This is a genomic window from Pseudomonas sp. GW456-L12, assembly GCF_059424045.1.
On record NZ_JBWKZA010000051.1, the window covers coordinates 1 to 23,768 of the forward strand.

A 23,768-nucleotide genomic window follows, 5' to 3' on the forward strand; every position below is an offset into this window, starting at 1 on the left:
GGGCAGGGCGGGGCTGGACGGGAGAGCTTTCGCCCCCGCCATTGCGGCAGGGGCGAAATCGGCGGCATCAGGCGGTGAGGGTCTTCACGCCTTTGCGGGTGCCCAGCAGCAGCACGTCGGCCGGGCGGGCGGCGAACAGGCCGTTGGTGACCACGCCGACAATCGCGTTGATCTGCGCTTCCAGCTCCACCGGATTGGTGATCTGCATGTTGTGCACGTCAAGAATGATGTTGCCGTTGTCGGTGATCACGCCTTCGCGGTAGACCGGGTCGCCACCGAGCTTCACCAGCTCACGGGCCACGTGGCTGCGGGCCATGGGGATCACTTCCACCGGTAGGGGGAAGGCGCCCAGCACCGGCACCAGCTTGCTGGCGTCGGCGATGCAGATAAAGGTCTTGGCTACCGCCGCGACGATTTTCTCGCGGGTCAGGGCCGCGCCGCCGCCCTTGATCAGGTTCAGATGTTCGTCGCTTTCGTCGGCGCCGTCGATGTAGAACTCCAGGTCGCTGACGGTGTTCAGTTCGTACACCGGGATGCCGTGGCCCTTGAGGCGCGCCGCGGTGGCTTCGGAGCTGGCGACCGCGCCGTCGAAGGCGGCCTTGTGCTGGGCCAGGGCGTCGATGAAGCAGTTGGCGGTGGAGCCGGTGCCGACCCCGACGATGCTCTTGTCATCGAGTTTCGGCAGGATGAGGTCGACGGCAGCCTGGGCCACGGCCTGTTTGAGTTGATCCTGGGTCATGCGGGCTCCGGAAGCGGGCAAGGGGGGAACGGAAAGGCCGGCATTATAGGCCGGTGTCCTGAGCAGGTCATTGCCCGTTTGGCGAACCGCTCTTTGTAGCCGCTGCCGAAGGCTGCGATCGACCGTCAGGTCGTGACAGACGAGAGTGGCCGGAGGACCTGCAGACCTATCGCAGCCACCGGCTGCGGCTAGGGGGCTTTTAAAACCTCTGGATTCGTGTGGTCGCCCGGGTAAACGCTGGGTTAGACTCGCTGGCCCTGCCCAACCCGCTCAGTGATGCTTTCCGATGCTCGAACAGTACGTCAAAAAGATCCTCACCTCGCGCGTTTACGACGTTGCCGTAGAAACCCCGTTGCAGACTGCCCGCCAGCTCTCCGAGCGGCTGGGCAATCAGATCTGGCTCAAGCGCGAAGACTTGCAGCCGGTGTTCTCGTTCAAGATTCGCGGCGCCTACAACAAGCTGACCCAGCTCAGCGATGCCGAGCGCGCCCGTGGCGTGGTCACCGCCTCGGCCGGCAACCATGCCCAGGGGCTGGCCCTGGCGGCCAAGGTGCTGGGGGTGAAGGCGACCATCGTGATGCCCAAGACCACCCCGGAGATCAAGGTCGAAGGCGTGCGCTCGCGCGGCGGCAAAGTGGTGCTGCACGGCGATACTTTCCCGGAAGCCCTGGCCTACTCGCTGAAGCTGGTGGACGAAAAAGGCTACGTCTATATCCACCCGTACGACGATCCACACACCATTGCCGGGCAGGGCACCGTGGCGATGGAAATCCTGCGCCAGCATCCGGGGCGCCTGGACGCGATCTTCGTGCCGGTCGGCGGTGGCGGCCTGATCGCCGGGATCGCGGCCTACGTCAAATACCTGCGGCCGGAAATCAAGATCATCGGCGTCGAGCCGGACGACTCCAACTGCCTGCAAGCGGCGATGGCCGCCGGCGAACGCGTGGTACTGCCGACCGTGGGCATCTTCGCCGACGGTGTCGCGGTGGCGCAGATCGGCCAGCACACCTTCGACATCTGCAAGGACTACGTGGATGAAGTGATCACCGTCAGCACCGACGAGATCTGCGCGGCGATCAAGGACATCTACGACGACACCCGTTCCATCACCGAGCCGGCTGGCGCCCTGGGTGTGGCCGGGATCAAGAAATACGTCGAGCAGCGTGGCGTTAGCGGGCAGACCCTGGTGGCCATCGACTCCGGCGCCAACGTCAACTTCGACCGCCTGCGCCATGTCGCCGAGCGCGCCGAACTGGGCGAGGGCCGCGAGGCCATCATCGCCGTGACGATCCCGGAGAAGCCGGGCAGCTTCAAGGCCTTCTGCGAAGCGATCGGCAAGCGCCAGATCACCGAATTCAACTACCGCTACAACACCGGTAGCGAAGCGCACATCTTCGTGGGTGTGCAGACCCACCCGGAAAACGATCCGCGTAGCGCGCTGATCGCCAGCCTGTCCGAACAGGGCTTCCCGGTGACCGACCTGACCGACAACGAACTGGCCAAGTTGCATATCCGTCATATGGTCGGCGGGCATGCGGCGCGGGTCAGTGATGAAGTGGTGTTCCGCTTCGAGTTCCCGGAACGCCCGGGCGCGCTGTTCAACTTCCTCAACAAGCTCGGCGGGCGCTGGAACATCTCGATGTTCCACTACCGCAACCATGGCGCGGCCGATGGCCGGGTAGTCGCCGGCCTGCAAGTACCGGCGAGCGAGCGCCACCTGGTACCGGCGGCGCTGGCGCAGATCGGTTACCCGTACTGGGACGAGAGTGATAACCCGGCGTATCAGCTGTTCCTCGGCTGAACGGCTACGCTGGTGGGCAAGGCCTCAAGGAGTTAATGACATGGAAACGCTGACCGTCCTCAAAACCGTCCATATCCTGGCCACCGTGTTGCTGCTGGGCAGCGCGCTGGGGCTGGCGATCTGGGTCTGGCGTGCTCGTAGTAAGGGTGACGCAAGCATCTACAGCCGGCTGTTGCGCCGGCCGCTGGTGTTCGTCTGGCTGTTGCTGGTGATCTGCCTGGCCAGCCTGCCGTTCAGTGGCTGGTGGCTGGTGCATCTGCTGGGCTGGTCGCTGGGGCAGACCTGGATCCTGGCCTCCAGCTTGATCTATACCGTGGGTGCCCTGAGCTGTTTCTGGCTGCTGGCGCGGCTCAATCGGGTCCGGATCGCTTCGGGTGTGGGCAGTCCGAAGTTCACCCTGGCGCTGGCGGTGTTCAGCTTCGTGTGTTTCTTCGCCATTGCCGGGTTGATGGGCGCCAAGCCTGTTTGACGGCCTGATCGCGAGCTTGCTCCTATAGGGGCGAGCTCGCGCTAGCTTTCTCAGTCGCGCAGGCTGATCACCGGCCAGCCACGCTGCTGGGCCAGGGCCCGCAGGTTCGGGTCCGGGTCCACGGCGATCGGGTTCGCCACCAGATCCAGCAACGGCAAGTCATTCATCGAATCGCTATAGAAGTAGCTGTCTTCCAGGCTGTGGCCGGTTTCCTCGAGCCAGCGCGTCAGGCGGGTGACCTTGCCTTCGCGAAAGCACGGGACGTCGGTGCTGCGACCGGTGTAGCGACCATCCTGCATCTCGCACTCGGTGGCGATCAGGGTTTCCACGCCCAGGCGTTCGGCGATCGGCGCGGTGACGAAGCGGTTGGTGGCGGTGATGATCACCAGCTTGTCGCCGGCGGCCTTGTGCTTGGCCAGCAGTTGCGCGGCCTTGGGCAGCAGCAGCGGCTCGATGCAGTCGCGCATGTAGTCGCGGTGCCATTGGTCGAGCACGTCCATCTCGGTGCGGCCGAGAACCTCCAGGCAGAAGTTCAGGTAAGCGGCATTGTCGAGCTTGCCGGCCAGGTAGTCCTGGTAGAACTCGTCGTTGCGGGCCTTGTAGGTGACGGCGTCGAGGAAGCCTCGTTCGCACAGGTAATCGCCCCAGGCGTGGTCACTGTCGCCGCCCAGAAGGGTGTTGTCCAAGTCGAATAAAGCCAGGCGCATCACGGTTACTCGCTGATAAGTCTGAAAAAAGGCGATCAGAATACGGTCTTTTCACAAGAGTGCACATAAGGTAGGAAGCCTCGTTGCTGCTTTCACAACCTTTGTGGAACAATGCGGCGACATGCGTTTGCGAGGTTGTTGCCGTGATCGACCCCGATGGTTTCCGCCCCAATGTCGGGATCATTCTGACGAATGATGCCGGCCAGGTGCTATGGGCTCGCCGTATCAATCAAGATGCCTGGCAGTTTCCGCAAGGGGGGATCAACCCCGAAGAGACGCCGGAAGACGCTTTGTACCGCGAGTTGAACGAAGAAGTAGGCCTGGAACGCGAAGATGTGCAAATTCTCGCCTGCACCCGGGGCTGGTTGCGCTATCGTTTGCCGCAACGCCTGGTCCGTACCCACAGCCAACCGCTGTGCATCGGCCAGAAGCAGAAATGGTTTCTCCTGCGCCTGATCTCCAACGAGCAGCGGGTGCGGATGGATTTGACCGGTAAACCGGAGTTCGATGGCTGGCGCTGGGTCAGTTATTGGTATCCGTTGGGCCAGGTGGTGACATTCAAGCGCGAGGTTTACCGCCGCGCTCTCAAAGAGCTTGCCCCGCGCCTTCTAGCGCGCGACTGACGACGGAGTTCGACCCCGAGCCATGCTCAATACGCTGCGCAAGATCGTCCAGGAAGTTAACTCCGCCAAGGATCTCAAGGCGGCGTTGGGGATTATTGTGTTGCGCGTCAAAGAGGCCATGGGCAGCCAGGTCTGCTCGGTCTATCTGCTGGATCCGGAGACCAACCGTTTTGTCCTGATGGCCACCGAGGGCTTGAACAAGCGCTCGATCGGCAAAGTCAGCATGGCACCCAACGAAGGTCTGGTCGGCCTGGTCGGTACGCGCGAAGAACCGCTGAACCTTGAAAACGCCGCCGATCACCCGCGTTATCGCTACTTCGCCGAGACTGGCGAGGAGCGTTATGCCTCCTTCCTCGGTGCACCGATCATTCACCACCGCCGGGTCGTCGGCGTCCTGGTCATCCAGCAAAAGGAGCGTCGTCAGTTCGACGAGGGCGAAGAAGCCTTCCTGGTGACCATGAGCGCGCAGCTGGCGGGGGTTATCGCCCATGCCGAAGCCACCGGTTCGATCCGTGGCCTGGGCCGCCAGGGCAAGGGCATCCAGGAAGCCAAGTTCGTCGGCGTGCCCGGCTCGCCTGGCGCGGCGGTCGGTACCGCGGTGGTCATGCTGCCGCCGGCCGACCTGGACGTGGTGCCTGACAAGAGCATTACCGACATCGACGCCGAGCTGGCGTTGTTCAAGACCGCCATCGAAGGCGTGCGCGCCGACATGCGCACCCTCTCGGAAAAGCTCGCCACCCAGCTGCGTCCCGAAGAGCGGGCGCTGTTCGACGTCTACCTGATGATGCTCGACGATGCCTCCCTGGGCAGCGAAGTGACCACCGTGATCAAGACCGGCCAATGGGCCCAGGGCGCGTTGCGCCAGGTGGTCACCGATCACGTCAACCGTTTCGAACTGATGGACGATGCCTACCTGCGCGAGCGGGCGTCGGACGTCAAGGACCTGGGCCGGCGCCTGCTGGCCTACCTGCAGGAAGAGCGCCAGCAGACCCTGGTCTATCCCGACAACACCATCCTGGTCAGCGAAGAACTGACGCCGGCCATGCTCGGCGAGGTGCCGGAAGGCAAGCTGGTCGGCCTGGTCTCGGTATTGGGTTCGGGCAACTCCCACGTGGCGATCCTGGCCCGGGCCATGGGCATTCCGACAGTGATGGGCCTGGTCGATCTGCCGTACTCGAAAGTCGACGGCATCCAGATGATCGTCGACGGCTACCACGGCGAGGTCTACACCAACCCCAGCGACGTGCTGCGCAAGCAGTTCGCCGATGTGGTCGAGGAAGAGCGGCAACTGGCCCAGGGCCTGGATGCGCTGCGCGACCTGCCATGCGTGACGCTGGACGGCCACCGCATGCCGCTGTGGGTCAACACCGGCCTGCTGGCGGACGTGGCGAGGGCGCAGAAGCGTGGCGCGGAGGGCGTGGGCCTGTACCGCACCGAAGTGCCGTTCATGATCAACCAACGCTTCCCGAGCGAAAAGGAGCAGCTGGCGATCTATCGCGAGCAACTTTCCGCCTTCCACCCGCAACCGGTGACGATGCGCAGCCTGGACATCGGCGGCGACAAGTCACTGTCGTATTTCCCGATCAAGGAAGACAACCCCTTCCTCGGCTGGCGCGGCATTCGCGTCACCCTCGACCATCCCGAGATTTTCCTCGTCCAGACCCGCGCCATGCTCAAGGCCAGCGAAGGCCTGAACAACCTGCGCATTCTCCTGCCGATGATTTCCGGCACCCATGAGCTGGAAGAAGCGTTGCACCTGATCCACCGCGCCTGGGGCGAAGTGCGCGACGAAGGCACCGACGTGCCGATGCCGCCGATCGGGGTGATGATCGAGATCCCGGCCGCGGTGTACCAGACCAAGGAACTGGCGCGCCAGGTGGACTTCCTGTCGGTCGGCTCCAACGACCTGACCCAGTACCTGCTGGCCGTGGACCGCAACAACCCGCGGGTGGCGGACCTCTACGACTACCTGCATCCGGCGGTGCTGCAAGCCTTGCAGACCGTGGTGCGCGATGCCCATGCCGAAGGCAAGCCGGTGAGTATCTGCGGCGAGATGGCCGGCGATCCGGCGGCGGCGGTGCTGCTGATGGCGATGGGCTTCGACAGCCTGTCGATGAACGCCACCAACCTGCCGAAAGTGAAGTGGATGCTGCGTCAGATCAATCTCAGCAAGGCCAGGGAACTGCTGGCCGAACTGATGACCATCGACAACCCGCAAGTTATCCACAGCTCGCTGCAACTGGCGCTGAAGAACCTGGGACTGGCACGGATGATCAATCCGGCGTCGGCCAAGACCCTTTAAAAACGATCGCGAGCAAGCTTGCTCCTACAGAGACGCTGCCAAACCCTGTAGGAGCAGCCGGTCGACGCTCGATTGCTCGCGATAGCGTACTTTCAGACGCCGCTAAATCCTCAGCTCCACTTCCCCCAGATGCCCGCCATAGGGCCCGAAGCTGCGCTCGACTATGTGCCTAGAACCATCGGCCCGGACGATCAGCGCCGTGCTGGCCCGCGTGCCGTAGCTGGGGCTGGCGATAAACACGCTCGACAGCAGGCTCTCGGTGGCCAGGCCGACCCCGGTATCGGGAAGGTCGGCAAACGGCGCGGTCTGCGCATCGCTGAGCAGGGCGAGCAGAGCCTGGGGCTGCGGGTCGTGCAGTACTTCCTGTAATGCTGCCTTGGCCTTGAGCAGCTTGGGCCAGGGCGTATCGAGCCCGGCGTTCGATAGGCCGTACACGCCACTGCCCAGTTGCTGCGGCTCACGGGCCTGGGCGTTGTAGTGCCAGAGCTGATCGGGGGTGCCCACCAGCAGGTTGAAGCCGGCATATTCCAGTGATCGGCCGACAACGTCGCTGAAATAGTCGTCTATCGACATCCTGCTGCTGAGAAAACGCGCTACCAGTTCGCCTCTGGAGCGGCGCGCGGGGGGCTGATGGGGATTGCGGATATTGGTCAGGGCGGCGAAGCGTCCGTCGGCGCCCAGGCCGAGCCAGGTGCCGCCCGCTTCCAGGTCGCGTCCGGCATAGATATCGGGGGCTTCGGGCCATTGCGCCAACGGCAGGCTGGGGCGGGCGTAGAACTCGTCACGGTTGGCCGCGACGATCAGGGGCAGGGCGTGGCCCGGCCGCCAGGCGAATACGATCAAGCACATCAGGTTGTCCCTTTTGTGTTTTTTGCTCACTTTACGCACAGAACGACTGGGTATCCATCGCCATCCAGTGGAGCCAAGGGCCGTGCATCCGTTACCATGCCGCTCTCTTTTCGGGATGCCTCCATGGAATTTCTGCTCTATCTGCTGCTGGGGGCCTGCGCGGGCATATTGGCCGGTCTGTTTGGCGTAGGTGGCGGCATCATCATCGTTCCCGTGCTGGTGTTCAGCTTCACCCTGCAAGGTTTCGATCCGTCGATCCTGACCCACCTGGCCGTTGGTACGTCGCTGGCGACCATCATTTTTACCTCGGTCAACGCGGTTCGCGAACACCAGCGCAGGGGCGCGGTGCGCTGGCCGATCTTTGCCTGGATGACCCTGGGCATCCTGCTCGGCGCCGGAGTCGGGGCGCTGACGGCCGAAGCGATCTCCGGGCCGAACCTGCAGAAAATCATCGGCGTCTTCGCCCTGGTGGTGGCCCTGCAGATGACCCTGGACCTGCGGCCCAAGGCCAGCCGCGACGTTCCCGGCAAGCTCGGGCTGACCCTGGCCGGCAGTGTGATCGGCTGGGCCTCGGCGATTTTCGGCATCGGTGGCGGCTCGCTGACCGTGCCGTTCCTGACCTGGCGCAGCGTGCCGATGCAGCAGGCGGTGGCCACGTCCTCGGCCTGCGGTTTGCCGATTGCCGTGGCCAGTGCAATAAGTTTCATGATTCTGGGCTGGCATGATCCGTTGCTGCCAGCTCATAGTCTGGGTTTTGTGTATTTGCCGGCGCTGCTGGGCATCGCCCTGACCAGTATGGTCTTTGCCCGGTTCGACGCGCGCCTGGCCCATCGGCTGTCGGCGCGCCTGTTGAAGCGCTTGTTCGCCGGCCTGCTGTTTGTGGTCGGCCTGACGTTCCTGCTCTGACAGGTTTCGCAATCCTGGCTTAATCCGCGCGTGACATGGTCGCGGCGCAATCGAGTTTCACTCTAACGAGGAGTCGCAATGCTGCCTTACCCGCAGATCGACCCGGTGGCCCTGGCCATCGGCCCGCTGAAAATTCACTGGTACGGCCTGATGTACCTGATCGGCATCGGTGGCGCCTGGCTGCTGGCGTCGCGCCGGTTGAACCGCTTCGACCCAACCTGGACCAAGGAGAAGCTCTCCGACATGGTGTTCTGGATGTCGATGGGGGTCATTGTCGGCGGGCGCCTGGGCTATGTGCTGTTCTATGACCTGAGCGCCTACCTGGCCAACCCGACGCTGATCTTCGAGGTCTGGAAAGGCGGCATGTCGTTCCACGGCGGTTTCATCGGGGTGATGCTCGCGGCCTTGTGGTTCGGCAAGAAGAATGGCAAGTCGTTCTTCCAGCTGATGGACTTCGTCGCGCCGATGGTGCCGATCGGCCTGGGCGCCGGGCGCATCGGCAACTTCATCAACGCCGAGCTGTGGGGCAAGCCGACCGACCTGCCGTGGGCGATGATCTTCCCGCCGTTCAGCGACCCGGCCCAGCTGCCGCGCCACCCTTCGCAGCTGTATCAGTTCGCCCTGGAAGGCGTGGCACTGTTCCTCATCCTCTGGCTGTTCTCGCGCAAGCCCCGTCCAACCATGGCGGTTTCCGGGATGTTCGCCCTGTTTTACGGTATTTTCCGTTTTATCGTCGAGTTCGTCCGGGTCCCGGATGCGCAGCTGGGCTATCTGGCGTGGAACTGGCTGACCATGGGCCAGGTGCTGTGCCTGCCGATGATCGTTGGCGGCCTGTTCCTGATCTGGCTGGCCTATCACCGCGCTCCAGCGGCACCGGTGGCGAAAGACGCCGCGCTCTAATTCGGATCGCAGGGCGCGAGCCCTGCCTTCAAGGACACAGGTAATACATGAAGCAATATCTCGATCTGGTCGCCCACGTCATCAAGAACGGCACCAAGCAGGCCAACCGCACGGGCGTGAACACCATCAGCTTCCCCGGCGCGATGCTGCGTTACGACCTGAAAGACGGTTTCCCGGCGATCACCACCCGCAAGATGGCCTTCAAGTCGGCCATCGGCGAGATGTGCGGTTTCCTCCGTGGGGTGAACAACGCCGCCGAATTCCGTGCCCTGGGCTGCAAGGTCTGGGACCAGAACGCCAACGAAAACGCCCAGTGGCTGGCCAATCCCTTCCGCCAGGGCGAGGACGACCTGGGTGAGATCTATGGCGTGCAATGGCGCAAGTGGCCGGCGTACAAGCAGATCCCCCTGAGCAACCCGGCCGCCATCGAGCAGACCCTGGGCCAGGGCTACCGGCAGATCGCCGAAGGCGAGGAAGACGGCCAGGCCTATGTGGTGCTGTACAAGGCCATCGACCAGGTGCGCCAGTGCGTGGACACCATCATCAAGGACCCGGGCAGCCGCCGTATCCTGTTCCACGGCTGGAACTGCGCCCAACTGGATGAAATGGCCCTGCCGCCGTGCCACCTGCTGTACCAGTTCCACCCGAATGTCGAGACCCGGGAAATTTCCCTGACCCTCTACATCCGTTCCAACGACCTGGGCCTGGGCACACCGTTCAACCTCACCGAAGGCGCGGCGCTGCTGAGCCTGATCGGTCGCCTGACCGGCTACACCCCGCGCTGGTTCACCTATTTCATCGGTGATGCCCACGTCTACGAAAACCACCTGGACATGCTCAACGAGCAGCTCAAGCGCGAGCCGTTCCCGATGCCGAAGCTGGTGATTTCCGAACGTGTACCGGAGTTCGCCAAGACCGGCGTGTACCAGCCGGAGTGGCTGGAAAAGGTCGAGCCGAGCGATTTCTCTCTGGAAGGCTACGAGCACCACGCGCCGATGACCGCGCCGATGGCGGTCTGATCGATACACCCGGCGGCGGCTCCTGTAGCCGCTGCCGCAGGCTGCGCTAAGGCCCGCAGGGCCTTCTAGCAATCCCGGAGACCACGCCCACACGTGGTCGATACGGGGCATCTGCCTCTCTGTAGGGGGTTGATGGTTTCAATGCCCGTGGCTACGGCCCACATGAGAGTCCTCGGCTTCGCTGGGGGCCACCGAGCCGCTGACTTCCAGGCGCTGCAAAATCCCGCACTGATCCAGGTCCGGCCCTTCGCTGCAGCGTTGGCGCAGGTCGAGCAGCTGTGTCTGCAAGGCCAAGAGCCCGTCGATCCGCGCCTTGACGTGGTGGATGTGTTCGTCGATCAGCGCATTCACGTTCTGGCACTGGTCCTGGGGGCTGTCGCGCAGGTTCAGCAGGCTGCGGATTTCCTCGAGGGTCATGTCCAGGCTGCGGCAGTTGCGGATGAAGGTCAGGCGTTCGGTGTGGGCCTGGGTATACAGGCGGTAATTGCCCTCGCTGCGGGCCGGTTCCGGCAGCAGGCCTTCGCGCTCGTAGTAACGGATGGTTTCGACCTGACAGTCGGTCAGTTTCGCCAGCTCACCAATTTTCATCGCGACAATCTCCGAAAGGGTGCTTGACCCTATAGTGGCTACAGGGTGTTTACTTGGCAACAGGCACCTTTTCGGACGCGACCTTATGAGCGATTCCCTGCACACCCATGGCAAGCCCGGCGCTGACTCCAAGCATGCTGACCACGACCACGACCACGACCACGACCACGACCACGACCACGATCATGGCCATGGCGCAAAACTGCATCCGCTGAAAAAACACGACCATGCTGGCCACGGCGCTTCCTGCTGCTCGTCGCCGTCGCTGGTCCAGTTGAGCGAGCCCCAGGCTGCCAGTCACGGCGATTCCTGCTGTTCGTCGGCCGCCGCGCCGTCGCGGGTTGTGCTCAGCGCGGCGTCGAGCGCCAATGCGCGCCTGAGCAGTTTCCGCATCGAGGCCATGGACTGCCCGACCGAGCAGACGCTGATCCAGAACAAGCTGGGCAAGCTGGCGGGCGTGCAGCAACTGGAGTTCAACCTGATCAACCGGGTGCTGGGCGTGACCCATGACCTGCAGGACGTCGCCCCGATCATCGCCGCCATCAAGTCCCTGGGCATGGAGGCCGAGCCCATCGGCCTGGGCGGCGAGTCCGATGCCCCGGTCGCGGCGCCGGTGAAAAAGCACTGGTGGCCGCTGGCGCTGTCCGGCGTCGGCGCGCTGGCCGCGGAGGTGATCCACTTCACCAGCGCTGCGCCGACCTGGGTGGTGGCGGTGATCGCCCTGGTATCGATCCTCAGTGGTGGCCTCGGCACTTACAAGAAGGGCTGGATCGCCCTGAAGAACCGCAACCTCAACATCAACGCCTTGATGAGCATCGCCGTGACCGGCGCCGTGCTGATCGGCCAATGGCCGGAAGCGGCGATGGTGATGTTCCTGTTCACCGTGGCCGAGTTGATCGAGGCCCGGTCCCTGGACCGCGCGCGCAATGCCATCAGTGGCCTGATGCAGATGACCCCGGAACGGGTCACGGTGCAGGAGGCGGACGGCAGTTGGGTCGAACGGGAAGCGAAAAGCATCGAGCTGGGCGCGTTGGTACGGGTTCGCCCAGGTGAGCGCATCGGCCTCGACGGCGAGGTGGTGGCCGGCAGCTCGACCATCGACCAGGCACCGATCACCGGCGAAAGCCTACCGGTGGAAAAGACCCTGGGCGACAAGGTCTTCGCCGGCACCATCAACCAGGCCGGCTCGCTGGAATACAAGGTGACCGCGGCGGCCAACAACTCGACCCTGGCGCGGATCATCCATGCCGTGGAACAAGCTCAGGGCGCGCGCGCGCCGACTCAGCGCTTCGTCGACAGCTTCTCGAAAATCTACACCCCCGCGGTGTTTGCCTTTGCCCTGGCCGTGGCGGTGATTCCACCGCTGTTCATGGGCGCCGCCTGGTTCGACTGGATCTACCGCGCCCTGGTGCTGTTGGTGGTGGCGTGCCCGTGCGCGCTGGTGATTTCCACCCCGGTGACCATCGTCAGCGGCCTGGCCGCGGCAGCGCGCAAAGGCATCCTGATCAAGGGCGGGGTCTACCTGGAGGGCGGCTACAAGCTCGACTACCTGGCGCTGGACAAGACCGGCACCATCACCCATGGCAAGCCGGTACAGACCGATTTCCTGTCCCTCGACCCGCTGGCGGACAGCAGCGCCCCGGCCATCGCCGCCAGCCTGGCGTCCCGCTCCGACCACCCGGTGTCTTTGGCCATTGCCAATGCGGCTGTGGATAAACAGCTGAGCCTGCACCTTGTGGATAACTTCGAGGCCCTGGCCGGCCGCGGTGTACGTGGCGAAATCAACGGCCAGCTCTACCACCTGGGCAATCACCGCCTGGTGGAGGAGCTGGGGCTGTGCTCGCCGGAGCTGGAAGAGCAGCTGTTCGCCCTGGAGAAACAAGGCAAGACTGTGGTGCTGTTGCTCGACAGCGCCGGCCCCCTGGCCCTGTTCGCCGTGGCGGACACGGTCAAGGAGTCCAGCCGCGAAGCGATCCAGCAGTTGCACGAACTGGGCATCAAGACCCTGATGCTGACTGGCGACAACCCGCACACCGCCGAAGCCATCGCCGCCCAGGTGGGCATCGATCAGGCCCGCGGCGACCTGCTGCCCACCGACAAGCTGCAAGCCATCGAAGACCTGTACGCCCAAGGGCACCGGGTCGGCATGGTCGGCGACGGCATCAACGACGCCCCGGCCCTGGCCCGCGCGGAGATCGGTTTCGCCATGGCCGCGGCAGGCACCGACACCGCCATCGAGACCGCCGATGTCGCCCTGATGGACGACGATCTGCGCAAGATTCCGGCGTTTGTCCGGCTGTCCCGGCAGACCTCGAACATCCTCGTACAAAATATCGCCCTGGCCCTGGTCATCAAGGCGATCTTTCTTGGGGTAACCTTCTTCGGGTTGGCCACCATGTGGATGGCCGTGTTCGCCGACATGGGCGTCAGCCTGTTGGTGGTCTTCAACGGTTTGCGCCTGTTGCGCAAATAGACGATGAGAGGACGCAGTGCTGAGTGCCGAGCTGAAGGCGTTTTACATGGTGGCCCGCCTGGGCAGCATCACCCTGGCGGCGAAAAAGCTCGGCCTGAGCCAGCCCACGGTGACCACCCAGATCCGTCATCTGGAAAGCCAGTATGCGGTCGAGCTGTTCTATCGCGGCGGCCGCCGCCTCAGCGTCAGCGAAGAGGGTGCCCGGTTGTTGCCGATGGTCAAGGTGCTGTTGCAGCAGGAAGCCGATATCGAGTTCTTCCTGCGCAATAGCGGCCAGCTGCAAGGCACCCTGCGGATTGCCGCCACGGCGCCGTATTACATCCTCGATCTGGTGAAGACCTTCCGGGAGCGCCTGCCCCAGGTGGAAGTGTCGGTGGAAATCGGCAACTCGCAGCAGGTCCTGGAATCGCTGGAGGAATACCGGGTCGACATCGCTGCGTCGTCGCAGTTGCTGGAAGATTCGCGCTTGATCCGCCGGGTGCTCGGCAGCGATCCGCTGGTGCTGGCGGTGCACCGCAATCATCCGTTGGCGGCCCTCGACCACGTGCCCTTGAACGCCCTGGCCGGGCACACCCTGCTGATGCGCGAGCCGGGCTCCACCACCCGGCGCCTGACCGAAGAGCTGCTCGACAGCGCCCGGGTCAGCTTCGGGCCGCTGCTGGAGATCGGCAGCCGCGAGTCGATCCGCGAGGCGGTGCTGCGCAATATCGGCATCAGCATCATTGCCCGCCAGGAAGTCCCCCACGATCCGCAACTGCGGGTGCTGACCATCGAGAACGCGCCGCAGATCGCCGAATACCTGTACTGCCTCAAGGAGCGCAAGGGCGCGCGCCTGCCGGCGGCCTTTCTCGGGCTGGCGCAGGAAATGGCGCCAGCCTGATCCGCCCACACCTCATCCGTAGCCGCTGCCGAGCGCAGCGAGGCTGCGAACGGGTGCGCAGCGCCCGCAAAAGGCGCCCTGCGGTTACCTCGCCAGATCGCGTTGTCGGGCCTGCGGTTGCTGCGCAACCGTTCGCAGCCTCGCGGGCTCGGCAGCGGCTACAAGGCTCTGCGTTCTCTTGAACCCAAATCCGCCAATACCACTATCGGCAGCTTTTGCCTCACTGCCACAGTAACTACGCATTCGTTCCCTAGGATGGCCTGTATCTGCTTGATGAGGTCCGTCCATGAACAACCCGATCGCAACTGCCCTGAGCAACCCCGGCGCGCCGATGAAAGTGCGCGGCATGCAGAAACGCTTTGGCGCTTTCACCGCCCTGGATAACGTCTCCCTGGACGTGGCGGCCGGCGAGCTGGTGTGCCTGCTCGGCCCGTCGGGCTGCGGCAAGACCACCTTGCTGCGTTGCATCGCCGGCCTCGAGCGCCAGGACCGGGGCGAGTTGTACCTGGGCAGCCGCGACGTCTCGCACCTGGCGCCCCAGGCCCGGGACTACGGCATTCTGTTCCAGTCCTATGCGCTGTTCCCCAACCTCAGCGTCGAAGCCAACATCGCCTATGGCCTGGCCGGCAGCGGTCGCGACGAAGTGCGCAAGCGCGTAGCGCAGATGCTGGAGCTGGTGGGCCTGACCGGCAGCGAAAAGAAATACCCCGGTCAGCTGTCGGGCGGCCAGCAGCAGCGGGTGGCCCTGGCGCGAGCCCTGGCCCCGGCGCCTTCGTTATTGTTGCTGGATGAACCGATGTCGGCGCTGGATGCACGGGTGCGCGAGCACCTGTGCACCGAGCTGCGCCAGCTGCAGCGACGCCTGGGCATCACCACCCTGATGGTCACCCACAACCAGGACGAGGCCATGTTGATGGCCGACCGTATCGCGGTGATGAACAACGGCAAGGTCGAGCAGTACGCCACGCCGCAGGAAATCTACGATCGCCCGGCCACCCCGTTCGTCGCCGAGTTCGTCGGCCAGGGCAACTGGCTGCCGTTCCGCCGCAGCAGCGACAGCCACGCCCAGGTTGGTGGGATGAACGTGCGGCTGGCGGCCGACTCCGGCAAGGCTGCCTCGGGTCGGTTGTTCTGCCGCCCGGAGGCGATCAGCGTCAACCCGCCGGTGCACGAGGAAAACCTGTTCCCGGCCAAGGTCCGGGAGATCACCTTCCTCGGCAACCGCTGCCGCATGAGTTTCGAACTCAACCAATTGCCCGGCCATCCGCTGCTGGCCGAGCTAGCCCCGGAAGCCATGCCGCGCCTCGGTGCCCAGGACATCTGGGTCGCCTTGCCACCGCGCAGCCTGCAGGTGTTTGCCTGAGATGGCCGTTGAACTGAGCCTGCCGCTACCCGCAAAACGGGCGCGCCAGGCGGCCCGTGCGCAAATCGGCGACCGCCTCTTCGTGCTCGGCGGCAAGCTGGTGCTGCTGGTGCTGCTGGGCCTGGCGGTGCTGCTGCCGTTGCTGGCGATCTTCTGGCGCGGTTTCAGCGGCGAAGCCGGGCAGGGCGGCGGCCTGGTTGCGGCCCGCGAGTTGGTGACCGGCGCCAACTTCCACTGGCTGTTGGGCAACAGCCTGAAAGTCTCCCTCAGCGTGGCCGCCATCGTGGTGCCGCTGGCCTACCTGTTCGCCTATGCCCTGCAACGCACGCTGATTCCCGGCAAGGCGATCTGGCGCGGCCTGTCGCTGCTGCCGTTGATGGCGCCGTCGATGCTGCCGGGGATCGCCCTGGTCTATCTGTTCGGCAACCAGGGCCTGCTCCGTGGCCTGCTCTCGGACAATATCTATGGCTTCTGGGGCATCGTTCTCGGCGAGGTGATCTACACCTTTCCCCACGCCCTGATGATCCTGCTGTCGGCCCTGTCCCTGGCCGATGCGCGGCTGTTCGATGCCGCGTCGAGCATGGGCGCCAGCCCGGCCAAGGCCTTTCGCAGCATCACCTGGCCGGCCACCCGGCAGGCGGTGTTCGCCGCGTTCTGCCTGGTGTTCACCCTGACCATCACCGATTTCGGCGTGCCGGTGGTGGTCGGTGGCGACTATCAGGTGCTGGCGCTGGAAGCCTACAAGGCGGTGGTCGGCCAGCAACAGTTTGGCCGTGGCGCCTTGATCGGCATGGTGCTGTTGCTGCCGGCACTGTTCAGCTTCGGTGTCGATGCCTGGCTGCGCCGTCGCCATGGCGATTCCATGAGCGGCCGGGCCCAGGTGTTCCAGCCGGCGCCTTCCCGGCTGCGGGACGGCTGCTACCTGGCGATCGTCCTGCTGATCTGCGCGGCGCTGCTGCTGGTGTTCGGCATGGCGGTGTTCTCGTCGCTGGTGAAGTTCTGGCCCTATAACCTTTCGCTGTCGCTCAATCACTACCAGTTCAACGACACCGCCGGCGGCGGCTGGCTGGCCTACCGCAACAGCCTGACCATGGCCCTGTGCACGGCGCTGATCGGCAGCGCGCTGATCTTCACCGGCGCCTACCTGATGGAGAAGACCCACACCCAGCGCGGCCTCAACCTGGCGCTGCGCATGCTCAGCTTCGTGCCGATGGCAGTGCCGGGCCTGGTGCTGGGCCTGGGCTACGTCTTCTTCTTCAACCTCAGCGGCAACCCGCTGCATGTGTTCTACGGCAGCATGACCCTGCTGGTGGTGTGCACCATAGCCCACTACCTGACCACTGCGCAGATGACCGCCACCACCGCGCTGCGCCAGCTCGATGCCGAATTCGAGGCCGCGGCGCTGTCGCTCAAGGCGCCGCTGTATCGCCACTACCTGCGGGTCACGGTGCCGATCTGCCTGCCGGCGCTGCTGGACATCCTGCGCTACCTGTTCGTCTCGGCCATGACCACCGTCTCGGCGGCGATCTTCCTCTACAGCCCCGACACCATCCTCGCGGCGGTGGCGGTGCTGAACATGGACGACGCCGGCAACGTCGGCGGCGCGGCCGCCATGTCGACCCTGATCCTCTTTACCTCGGCGGGCGTGTCCCTGCTCCTGGCCTGGGCTTCGCGCGGCTTGCTGCGCCGCTCCCAGGCCTGGCGGCAGACCGCGCCCGGCCATTGAATCTGCCCAACCCCTACTACAAGCCCCCACCCCAGAAAGGAACCGCACCATGTTCAAGCCCCTGGCTGTTGCCGCTGCTGTCCTCACTGCCTTCAGCATGAACGCCTTTGCCGCGAAGACCGAACTGACGGTCTATACCGCCCTCGAAGCCGAACAGCTCAAGAGCTACAAGCAAGCCTTCGAAGCCGCCAACCCGGATGTGGAAATCAAATGGGTGCGTGATTCCACCGGGATCATCACCGCCAAGCTGCTGGCGGAAAAAGCCCGGCCGCAGGCGGACGCAGTGTGGGGCCTGGCGGCCTCCAGCCTGGCGATCCTCGATCAGCAGGGCATGCTGGAAAGCTATGCACCGAAGGATCTGGGCAAGATCGGCGGCAACTACCGCGACGCCGCCAACCCGCCGGCCTGGGTCGGCATGGACGTCTGGGCCGCGACCATCTGCTTCAACACCGTCGAAGCACAAAAGCAGGGCCTGACCAAGCCGGTGAGCTGGCAGGACCTGACCAAGCCTGAGTACAAGGGCAAGATCGTCATGCCCAACCCGGCCTCGTCCGGCACCGGCTTCCTCGACGTCAGCGCCTGGTTGCAGACCTTCGGCGAGAAGCAGGGCTGGCAGTACATGGACGACCTGCACCAGAACATCGGCCAGTACGTTCACTCCGGTTCCAAACCGTGCAAGCTGGCGGCGGCCGGTGAATTCCCGATCGGCATCTCCTTCGAATACCCGGCCGTGCAGCTCAAGCGCCAGGGCGCGCCGCTGGACATCGTGCTGCCCAAGGAAGGCCTGGGCTGGGAAATCGAAGCCACCGCGGTGATCAAGGGCACCCCTCATGAAGAAGCGGCGAAGAAGCTCGCCGACTTCTCCGCCAGCCCCGCGGCCATGGAGCTGTACAAGGAAAACTTCGCCGTGCTGGCCCAGCCGGGGATCGCCAAGCCGCAGACCGAACTGCCGGCCGACTACGAGCAGCGCCTGATCAAGAACGACTTCGCCTGGGCCTCGAAGAACCGCGACGAGATCCTCGCCGAGTGGCGCAAGCGTTATGACGGCAAGTCCGAGAAGGTCGCCGCCCAGTAATCGACAGCCCCTGTCGCGGGCCGCCTCGCTTCTATGGACGCTTCTGTAGGAGCGAGCGGGCGGCGATCCGACTTGCCCGCGATTTGACCTCGCCGAGGTCATCGTCCAAGGACCACACCCATGAGCAACCACAACGACCTGCTGATCGTCGGCGCCGGCATCCTCGGGCTGTCCCATGCCTATGCCGCGGCCAAGCGCGGTTTGCGGGTCAAGGTTTTCGAGCGCAGCGCCACGCCCCTGGGCGCGTCGGTGCGCAATTTCGGCCAGGCCCTGGTGACCGGCCAGCCGCCGGGCGTGATGCTCGACCTGGCCAGGGCCAGCCGCGGCATCTGGGGCGACTGGGCGCAATTGGCCGGCCTGCCGCTCAAGCGCAACGGCTCTTACCTGTTCGCTCGCACCGAGGCTGAGGAGCAATTGCTGCAGGCCTTCTGCGCCGGACGTGCGCAGGAACACGGCTACCGGGTCGAACTGCTGCGCGGCGCGGCGTTGAACAATCTGTACGGCGGCCGCTTCCGCCATCAGCGCGCGGCGCTGCATGGCCTGGATGACCAGCAGCTGTATTCCCGCGAAGCCATCCCGATGCTGATCGACTACCTGCGCCGCGACCTGGGGGTGGAGTTTCATTTCTCCACCCTGGTGCGCGACATCGAGCCCGGCCAGTTGCACAGCACCGCCGGCAGCTTTCGCGCGGGGCAGATCCTGGTCTGTTCCGGGCATGACTACCAGACCCTGCTGGCCGAACCGATTGCCGCGCTGGCGCCGCAGGTCTGCCGCCTGCAAATGCTCCGCGCCCGGCCCGAGGTGTCACTGAACCTGCAACACGCGTTGCTCACCGGCCTGAGCTGCGTGCATTACGGCGCCTTTGCCGACCTGCCCGAAGCGGCGGCGGTACAGGCGCAGATCCTGCGGGACGCGCCGTACCTGCACGAAAACGGCATCCACCTGCTGATCAGCCCGACGCCCTATGGCGAGCTGATCATCGGCGACTCCCACCATTACGGCAGCGATCCCTCACCGTTCAATGCCGAACAGGTGGACACCTGGATGCTCGAGCTGGCCGAGCACACCCTGGGCTGCAAGGTGCAGGTGATCGAGCGCTGGCAGGGTGTCTATGGCGCCCGCGGCCCGGGGCCGTTTTCGTTCCTGCGCCCGGCCGTCGGGGTCAGCGTGGCCCTGATGCACAGCGGCGTGGGCATGAGCGTCGGCCCGGCCATGGCCGAGGGCAATATCGCCCGTTTGCTGGAGGAAGCCTGATGCGGCCTGAGCAGCGGATCGCCGAGGTGTTCGGCCTGTACGAGCGCTTTGGCGACAGCGACTACATCGGCGAGCCGGTGTCGCAGATCGAACACATGTCCCAGGCCGCACAGCTGGCCATGGCCGAGGGCTTCGACGACGAAGTGGTGCTGGCGGCGTTCTTCCACGATATCGGGCATATCTGTGGGCAGGATGCCGAGAGCATGGGCGGTTTCGGCGTGGCCGGCCATGAGCGGCTGGGCGCCGACTACCTGCGCCGCGCCGGTTTCAGCGAGCGCCTGGCGCGGCTGGTGGAGTACCACGTGCAGGCCAAGCGTTACCTGACCTGCAAGGAGCCGGGTTACTACGAGCGGCTCAGCCAAGCCAGCCGGCGCACCCTGGAATACCAGGGCGGGGTGATGAGCGCCGAGGAGGCCCGGGCCTTCGAGCAGGACCCGCTATGCGCGGTCAGCCTGCGCCTGCGCCATTGGGACGAACAGGCCAAGGAGCTGTGGGTGCCAGTGATGGATTTGCAGGTGCTCAAGGACAAGGCGGTGCGGTTGTTGGCTGTCTGATCCGAGTCCTGCGGTGCCCGGGGGACAGCTATCGCGAGCAAGCTCGCTCCTACAGGGGAACGCATGTTCTGTAGGAGCGAGCTTGCTCGCGATGACGTAGGCGGGGGCGCCGCAGGCTTAACTGTCGACCACCAGCTTCTGCGCCAATACCTCGATCTGCTCCTGACGCTCCGCCTGGCTCAGGCGCGGCGCCGGGTTCAGCGACGACCACTGCGGATGGGCGCGGGCCTTGTTCAGCGCCTCCGGCAGCTTGCCCTCGCGCCAGCTCTGGTCCTGGGGCGTGGCCAGCTGGATGCTGCCCAGCGCCGCATGCCCGCGCACATTCAACGCCTGCACCAGTTGCCGTTGGCGCAGGGCCAAGAGGCGCAGCACGCTGTCGTCCACGGTCAGTTCGCGCTGGCCCTTGAGCTTGCCCAGCAGGCGGCCGCCGTAGCTGCGAGCGGTTTGCAGCGCGCCACCGGCAATCGCCCCGGCCAGGGCCGCCGCGCCCAGGGTCAGGCCGCCCACCAGCAGATCGACGCCGGCCCCGGCCGCCGCGCCGGCAGCGATCCCGCCACCGACCCGGACCCCGAGTTGCTTGAGGGTTTCCGGGTTGAACAGGTCATCGCCCCAGCGTCCGTCGAGCAGCGGCACATCGCTGGCGGCGGCATCCTGCGGGCGGAAGGCGTAGAGCTTGAGCAGCGCCTCGACACAGCGCTGTTCGCGCTGGCGCACGGCCTTGCGCAGCTCGCCGATGGCCTGCTGTTCCTGCTCGACCTCGCTGACCACACTGCGCCGGCAGGCGGCGCAATCGATCAGCAGTTCGGCGATCAGCCGCGCGGCGCTTTGCTGGCGAGCCGCGCGCTGCGCCTGCTGGTCGGCGATCAGGCGTTCCAGCTGCGGCCGCGAGCTTTCCAAAAGCAACGCCAGGCTTTCATACAGCCGCCGCTCGCCGTCCTCCGGCGGTGCCACGCTGTCGAACCGCACCAGCGCGTGCAGGCCCAGGCGGGCCAGGGCTTCGCGCCAGTCCGGCTCGCGATGGTTGGCGCTGCTGACGAAGTTCAGCACCGGCAGCAACGGCTTGCCGCAGCTGGCGAGGACTTCCAGCTCGTCGCGGTACTTGGCCAATACCGGCTCGCGAGCGTCGATCACATACAGCCCGGCGTCGGAGTCCAGCAGCTGGCGCAGCACCTTGGCTTCCTGTTCGAAACGCTGGCGCGCCTCGCTGCCTTCGAGAAACCGCGCCAGGCGGGCCGGGCCGTCCAGGCGCTCGCCAGGGTGCTCCAGGCGTTCCAGGTAGTCGAGCAGGGCGATGGCGTCTTCCAGGCCGGGGGTGTCGTACAGGTCGAGCAGCGGTTCGCCGTCCACCGACAGCCGCGCGCCCTCGACATGGCGGGTGGTGCTGGGGCGATGGGAGACCTCGCCGAACCCCACGTCCCGGGTCAGGGTACGCAGCAGGGAGGTCTTGCCGACGTTGGTGTGGCCGACCACCGCCAGCTTCAACGGCGGTTTGCGAGGATCAGTCATGGCCGGTCTCCAGCCAGTTCAGCGGTGCGCAATCGGCGAATGGCAGCTCCAGCTGTTGCAGCGCCACGTGCCAGTCGCCCAGGCGTTCGGCGTCCAGCGCTTCGCCGGGCGGGGCCTGCAATAGCCAGACCCGGGTGGCGGTCGCGCTGCGGGCCAGCTCGGCGATCAGCGCCAGGCTGCCACGGTCCGGCGAGCGCCGTGGATCGCAGGCGATGGCCAGGCGCGCCGGCGGAAAGCGGCTCATCTGTTCCAGCAGCTTGTGCCGGGATTCGCGGCTGTCGAGGATGCCGGCGTCTTTCACCGTGGCCGGCAATTGCGGTGGCCAGGGGCGCTGGTCGTCCAGTTCGATGGCCACCAGCAGGGCGCCATCGCTGTCCTGTGCGCTGACGCCGCCTTCGATGCGGTGCAGCAAGTCGGGGGCGGCATCGTTGATCCCCAGGCGTTCGCTGCTGGGCATCAGCGCTTCGCGCAGCTGGCTGTAGCCAGGGAGGTTGAGGTCCAGTCGCAGGCGCGCCTGTCCGTGCTTCCAGCACCAGCGACAGAACAGCATCAACAGCAGGCGCGGCAGCACGCCGTAAATGATCAGCGAGGCCACCAGCCAGACGGCCCACATCTGGCGCACCAGTTCAGTGTTGTAAACATCCCGGGTACTGGCGTGAATCATCTCTACGGTTGGTACCCCGAAACCTATGGCCCGGGGTATGGCGCTGAGGGCGTTGGTGATCGCCACGAAGGCATCCGCGCCGAGCAGGGTGCTTTCCCAGTAGAACCCGTAGCGCTTGGTGATCAGCAACATCAGCAGGATCGCCACGGCGCTGAGCAGGGCCAGCAGCCACAGGCCGTTGACCAGGGTGCCGATGGCCCAGCGATTGAGTTTGCGCCGTTGCAGCAACAACAGCAGGGCGGGCGCCAGCTGCGCGGCCTTGGCGTCGCGGGCGAGCTTGGCGCTGAGCCACAGCCACAGGCGGCCGAGGCTGGCGCCCTGTTCGCCGGCGAACAGCAGGCCAATGGCCCAGCTCAGCAGCAAAAGCAGGTTGAGACCGAGCAGGCTGCCCAGGGCCCAGAACACATTAACCGGCGCCTGCCCGTTACCCAGGGCGGCGAAGGCCAGGCCGGCACCGCTGACCATGGCCAACACGACCATCAGCAACAGCGCCAGGCGCGCGCCCTGGACCCAGTGGCGCAGGGCGGCGGCCAGGCCGTCGCGTTCGGCCAGCCACAGCGCGCGGTATTGGAGGCGGCTTGCCAGGTCGCCGCCTGCGGTGCGCGCCAGGCGATTGGCTTCCTGGTCCTCCAGGGCGCCGGCGTGTTCTTCACGCAGGCGTACGGCTTCGGTGAGCCAGAGTTTTTGCAGTGGGGTCAGTGCTGTCACGCGTCATTCCGTTGCTCAAATGAGCACTGAGCATAACTGCTGTGGCACTGGTCGGGGTAAGTTGCGGGATGGTGAGCCTCTGGTATCCTCACTCGAATGAACAAAACTCTTCCGTTATGTCTGATCGCAGCGCTTGGTGAAAACCGAGTGATTGGCGTGAACAACAGCATGCCTTGGCACTTGCCGGGCGACTTCAAATATTTCAAGGCTACGACCCTCGGTAAGCCGATCATTATGGGGCGTAAAACTTGGGACTCCCTCGGTCGTCCGCTACCTGGGCGTTTGAACATTGTCGTCAGCCGTCAGGACGGTTTGCAGCTGGAAGGCGCGGAGGTTTATCCGTCGCTTGAGGCAGCTGTGACTCGTGCAGAGGAATGGGCTTTGAAGCAAGGAGTGGAGGAGCTAATGCTGATTGGGGGGGCGCAGTTGTATGAACTGGCGTTACCGCATGCTGATCGCTTGTATTTAACTAGAGTCGCTTTAAGCCCCGAAGGAGATGCGTGGTTCCCGGAGTTTGGCCCATATGATTGGGAGCGAACCTCCTTTACGCAAAATCCCGCTGAAGGCGACAAACCTGCCTACTGTTTCGAAGTTTTCGAAAGAACCTAAAAGCTTCGCGGGCAAGCCTCGCTCCTACAGATGAAGGCGTTCTTCTGTAGGAG

At 64.9% G+C, this 23,768-nt stretch carries 21 protein-coding genes; 15 read left to right on the plus strand and 6 right to left on the minus strand.

All coding sequences use genetic code 11. The annotated features are described in order from the left end of the window. Window positions 1–67 precede the first annotated feature (67 nt). Window positions 68–739 (minus strand): ribose-5-phosphate isomerase RpiA, encoded by a 672-nt coding sequence (gene rpiA / locus AC07Y9_RS31095; RefSeq protein ID WP_102681488.1) that lies wholly within the window; start codon window positions 737–739, stop codon window positions 68–70. 286 nt (window positions 740–1,025) lie between these two features. Between rpiA and ilvA the strand changes: the two genes are divergently transcribed. Both ilvA and AC07Y9_RS31105 read left to right on the plus strand, forming a co-directional pair. Beyond that, window positions 1,026–2,540, plus strand: coding sequence for a threonine ammonia-lyase, biosynthetic (gene ilvA / locus AC07Y9_RS31100; RefSeq protein WP_007927333.1), 1,515 nt, complete (start codon window positions 1,026–1,028; stop codon window positions 2,538–2,540). Between the two features lie 40 nt (window positions 2,541–2,580). Continuing rightward, complete coding sequence (locus tag AC07Y9_RS31105) at window positions 2,581–3,009, plus strand: DUF2269 family protein (RefSeq protein WP_007927342.1); 429 nt, start codon at window positions 2,581–2,583, stop codon at window positions 3,007–3,009. 50 nt (window positions 3,010–3,059) lie between these two features. On the opposite strand, the gene AC07Y9_RS31110 is transcribed toward AC07Y9_RS31105, so the two are convergent. Continuing rightward, window positions 3,060–3,716 (minus strand): histidinol-phosphatase, encoded by a 657-nt coding sequence (locus tag AC07Y9_RS31110; RefSeq protein ID WP_007927343.1) that lies wholly within the window; start codon window positions 3,714–3,716, stop codon window positions 3,060–3,062. A 143-nt stretch (window positions 3,717–3,859) separates the two neighbouring features. On the opposite strand from AC07Y9_RS31110, the gene AC07Y9_RS31115 reads away from it, so the two are divergent. Together AC07Y9_RS31115 and ptsP are read left to right on the plus strand one after the other, a co-directional pair. Beyond that, the gene (locus AC07Y9_RS31115; protein WP_007927344.1) at window positions 3,860–4,339 is read left to right on the plus strand and encodes an RNA pyrophosphohydrolase; all 480 of its coding nucleotides are present in this window, start codon (window positions 3,860–3,862) and stop codon (window positions 4,337–4,339) included. Window positions 4,340–4,361: 22 nt separating this feature from the next. Further along, window positions 4,362–6,641 carry a phosphoenolpyruvate--protein phosphotransferase gene (gene ptsP, locus AC07Y9_RS31120; protein WP_007927345.1) on the plus strand — a complete coding sequence of 760 codons (2,280 nt, stop codon included), beginning with the start codon at window positions 4,362–4,364 and terminating at the stop codon, window positions 6,639–6,641. Between the two features lie 102 nt (window positions 6,642–6,743). On the opposite strand, the gene AC07Y9_RS31125 is transcribed toward ptsP, so the two are convergent. Continuing rightward, window positions 6,744–7,490 carry an NRDE family protein gene (locus tag AC07Y9_RS31125; protein WP_102681494.1) on the minus strand — a complete coding sequence of 249 codons (747 nt, stop codon included), beginning with the start codon at window positions 7,488–7,490 and terminating at the stop codon, window positions 6,744–6,746. A gap of 123 nt (window positions 7,491–7,613) precedes the next feature. Here AC07Y9_RS31125 and AC07Y9_RS31130 point away from each other — a divergent pair, with 123 nt between their 5' ends. The 3 genes from AC07Y9_RS31130 to AC07Y9_RS31140 all read left to right on the plus strand — a co-directional run bounded on the left by AC07Y9_RS31130 (window position 7,614) and on the right by AC07Y9_RS31140 (window position 10,315). Further along, window positions 7,614–8,396, plus strand: a complete 783-nt coding sequence (locus tag AC07Y9_RS31130) for a sulfite exporter TauE/SafE family protein (protein ID WP_102681489.1) — start codon at window positions 7,614–7,616, stop codon at window positions 8,394–8,396. A gap of 78 nt (window positions 8,397–8,474) precedes the next feature. Then, complete coding sequence (lgt, locus tag AC07Y9_RS31135) at window positions 8,475–9,296, plus strand: prolipoprotein diacylglyceryl transferase (RefSeq protein WP_009046066.1); 822 nt, start codon at window positions 8,475–8,477, stop codon at window positions 9,294–9,296. A gap of 47 nt (window positions 9,297–9,343) precedes the next feature. Next, window positions 9,344–10,315 (plus strand): thymidylate synthase, encoded by a 972-nt coding sequence (locus AC07Y9_RS31140; RefSeq protein WP_102681490.1) that lies wholly within the window; start codon window positions 9,344–9,346, stop codon window positions 10,313–10,315. Between the two features lie 138 nt (window positions 10,316–10,453). On the opposite strand, the gene cadR is transcribed toward AC07Y9_RS31140, so the two are convergent. Next, a complete protein-coding gene (gene cadR, locus AC07Y9_RS31145; protein ID WP_007930346.1) occupies window positions 10,454–10,903 on the minus strand; it encodes a Cd(II)/Pb(II)-responsive transcriptional regulator in 450 nt (149 codons plus the stop codon). Window positions 10,904–10,988: 85 nt separating this feature from the next. On the opposite strand from cadR, the gene AC07Y9_RS31150 reads away from it, so the two are divergent. The 7 genes from AC07Y9_RS31150 (at window position 10,989) to AC07Y9_RS31180 (ending at window position 20,228) form a co-directional block, all read left to right on the plus strand. Beyond that, a complete protein-coding gene (locus AC07Y9_RS31150) occupies window positions 10,989–13,376 on the plus strand; it encodes a heavy metal translocating P-type ATPase (protein ID WP_102681491.1) in 2,388 nt (795 codons plus the stop codon). Between the two features lie 16 nt (window positions 13,377–13,392). Beyond that, window positions 13,393–14,256, plus strand: a complete 864-nt coding sequence (locus AC07Y9_RS31155) for a LysR family transcriptional regulator (protein WP_102681492.1) — start codon at window positions 13,393–13,395, stop codon at window positions 14,254–14,256. A 286-nt stretch (window positions 14,257–14,542) separates the two neighbouring features. After that, window positions 14,543–15,619 (plus strand): putative 2-aminoethylphosphonate ABC transporter ATP-binding protein, encoded by a 1,077-nt coding sequence (locus AC07Y9_RS31160; RefSeq protein WP_007921288.1) that lies wholly within the window; start codon window positions 14,543–14,545, stop codon window positions 15,617–15,619. 1 nt (window position 15,620) lies between these two features. Continuing rightward, window positions 15,621–17,345, plus strand: coding sequence for a putative 2-aminoethylphosphonate ABC transporter permease subunit (locus AC07Y9_RS31165; protein WP_102681493.1), 1,725 nt, complete (start codon window positions 15,621–15,623; stop codon window positions 17,343–17,345). A gap of 49 nt (window positions 17,346–17,394) precedes the next feature. Next, window positions 17,395–18,420 carry a putative 2-aminoethylphosphonate ABC transporter substrate-binding protein gene (locus AC07Y9_RS31170; protein WP_102681499.1) on the plus strand — a complete coding sequence of 342 codons (1,026 nt, stop codon included), beginning with the start codon at window positions 17,395–17,397 and terminating at the stop codon, window positions 18,418–18,420. A gap of 120 nt (window positions 18,421–18,540) precedes the next feature. After that, the gene (locus tag AC07Y9_RS31175) at window positions 18,541–19,674 is read left to right on the plus strand and encodes a TIGR03364 family FAD-dependent oxidoreductase (protein ID WP_102681500.1); all 1,134 of its coding nucleotides are present in this window, start codon (window positions 18,541–18,543) and stop codon (window positions 19,672–19,674) included. Continuing rightward, the gene (locus tag AC07Y9_RS31180) at window positions 19,674–20,228 is read left to right on the plus strand and encodes a phosphonate degradation HD-domain oxygenase (protein WP_102681501.1); all 555 of its coding nucleotides are present in this window, start codon (window positions 19,674–19,676) and stop codon (window positions 20,226–20,228) included. Before AC07Y9_RS31175 ends, AC07Y9_RS31180 begins: the two co-directional genes overlap by 1 nt. Before the next feature lie 117 nt (window positions 20,229–20,345). On the opposite strand, the gene AC07Y9_RS31185 is transcribed toward AC07Y9_RS31180, so the two are convergent. Both AC07Y9_RS31185 and AC07Y9_RS31190 read right to left on the minus strand, forming a co-directional pair. Beyond that, window positions 20,346–21,734 carry a GTPase/DUF3482 domain-containing protein gene (locus tag AC07Y9_RS31185; RefSeq protein ID WP_102681502.1) on the minus strand — a complete coding sequence of 463 codons (1,389 nt, stop codon included), beginning with the start codon at window positions 21,732–21,734 and terminating at the stop codon, window positions 20,346–20,348. Continuing rightward, complete coding sequence (locus AC07Y9_RS31190) at window positions 21,727–23,106, minus strand: DUF2868 domain-containing protein (protein WP_102681503.1); 1,380 nt, start codon at window positions 23,104–23,106, stop codon at window positions 21,727–21,729. The genes AC07Y9_RS31185 and AC07Y9_RS31190 overlap by 8 nt, the downstream gene beginning before the upstream one ends. A gap of 96 nt (window positions 23,107–23,202) precedes the next feature. Between AC07Y9_RS31190 and AC07Y9_RS31195 the strand changes: the two genes are divergently transcribed. Then, window positions 23,203–23,715, plus strand: a complete 513-nt coding sequence (locus AC07Y9_RS31195) for a dihydrofolate reductase (protein WP_102681504.1) — start codon at window positions 23,203–23,205, stop codon at window positions 23,713–23,715. Window positions 23,716–23,768: the final 53 nt, after the last annotated feature.

Excerpts from the sequence above, each read along its gene's own strand:
- rpiA (WP_102681488.1), bottom strand. The coding sequence starts at position 739 with ATGACCCAGGATCAACTCAAACAGGCCGTGGCCCAGGCTGCCGTCGAC.
- ilvA (WP_007927333.1), top strand. The coding sequence starts at position 1,026 with ATGCTCGAACAGTACGTCAAAAAGATCCTCACCTCGCGCGTTTACGAC.
- AC07Y9_RS31105 (WP_007927342.1), top strand. The coding sequence starts at position 2,581 with ATGGAAACGCTGACCGTCCTCAAAACCGTCCATATCCTGGCCACCGTG.
- AC07Y9_RS31110 (WP_007927343.1), bottom strand. The coding sequence starts at position 3,716 with ATGCGCCTGGCTTTATTCGACTTGGACAACACCCTTCTGGGCGGCGAC.
- ptsP (WP_007927345.1), top strand. The coding sequence starts at position 4,362 with ATGCTCAATACGCTGCGCAAGATCGTCCAGGAAGTTAACTCCGCCAAG.
- AC07Y9_RS31125 (WP_102681494.1), bottom strand. The coding sequence starts at position 7,490 with ATGTGCTTGATCGTATTCGCCTGGCGGCCGGGCCACGCCCTGCCCCTG.
- AC07Y9_RS31130 (WP_102681489.1), top strand. The coding sequence starts at position 7,614 with ATGGAATTTCTGCTCTATCTGCTGCTGGGGGCCTGCGCGGGCATATTG.
- lgt (WP_009046066.1), top strand. The coding sequence starts at position 8,475 with ATGCTGCCTTACCCGCAGATCGACCCGGTGGCCCTGGCCATCGGCCCG.
- AC07Y9_RS31140 (WP_102681490.1), top strand. The coding sequence starts at position 9,344 with ATGAAGCAATATCTCGATCTGGTCGCCCACGTCATCAAGAACGGCACC.
- cadR (WP_007930346.1), bottom strand. The coding sequence starts at position 10,903 with ATGAAAATTGGTGAGCTGGCGAAACTGACCGACTGTCAGGTCGAAACC.
- AC07Y9_RS31150 (WP_102681491.1), top strand. The coding sequence starts at position 10,989 with ATGAGCGATTCCCTGCACACCCATGGCAAGCCCGGCGCTGACTCCAAG.
- AC07Y9_RS31160 (WP_007921288.1), top strand. The coding sequence starts at position 14,543 with ATGAACAACCCGATCGCAACTGCCCTGAGCAACCCCGGCGCGCCGATG.
- AC07Y9_RS31165 (WP_102681493.1), top strand. The coding sequence starts at position 15,621 with ATGGCCGTTGAACTGAGCCTGCCGCTACCCGCAAAACGGGCGCGCCAG.
- AC07Y9_RS31170 (WP_102681499.1), top strand. The coding sequence starts at position 17,395 with ATGTTCAAGCCCCTGGCTGTTGCCGCTGCTGTCCTCACTGCCTTCAGC.
- AC07Y9_RS31175 (WP_102681500.1), top strand. The coding sequence starts at position 18,541 with ATGAGCAACCACAACGACCTGCTGATCGTCGGCGCCGGCATCCTCGGG.
- AC07Y9_RS31180 (WP_102681501.1), top strand. The coding sequence starts at position 19,674 with ATGCGGCCTGAGCAGCGGATCGCCGAGGTGTTCGGCCTGTACGAGCGC.
- AC07Y9_RS31185 (WP_102681502.1), bottom strand. The coding sequence starts at position 21,734 with ATGACTGATCCTCGCAAACCGCCGTTGAAGCTGGCGGTGGTCGGCCAC.
- AC07Y9_RS31195 (WP_102681504.1), top strand. The coding sequence starts at position 23,203 with ATGAACAAAACTCTTCCGTTATGTCTGATCGCAGCGCTTGGTGAAAAC.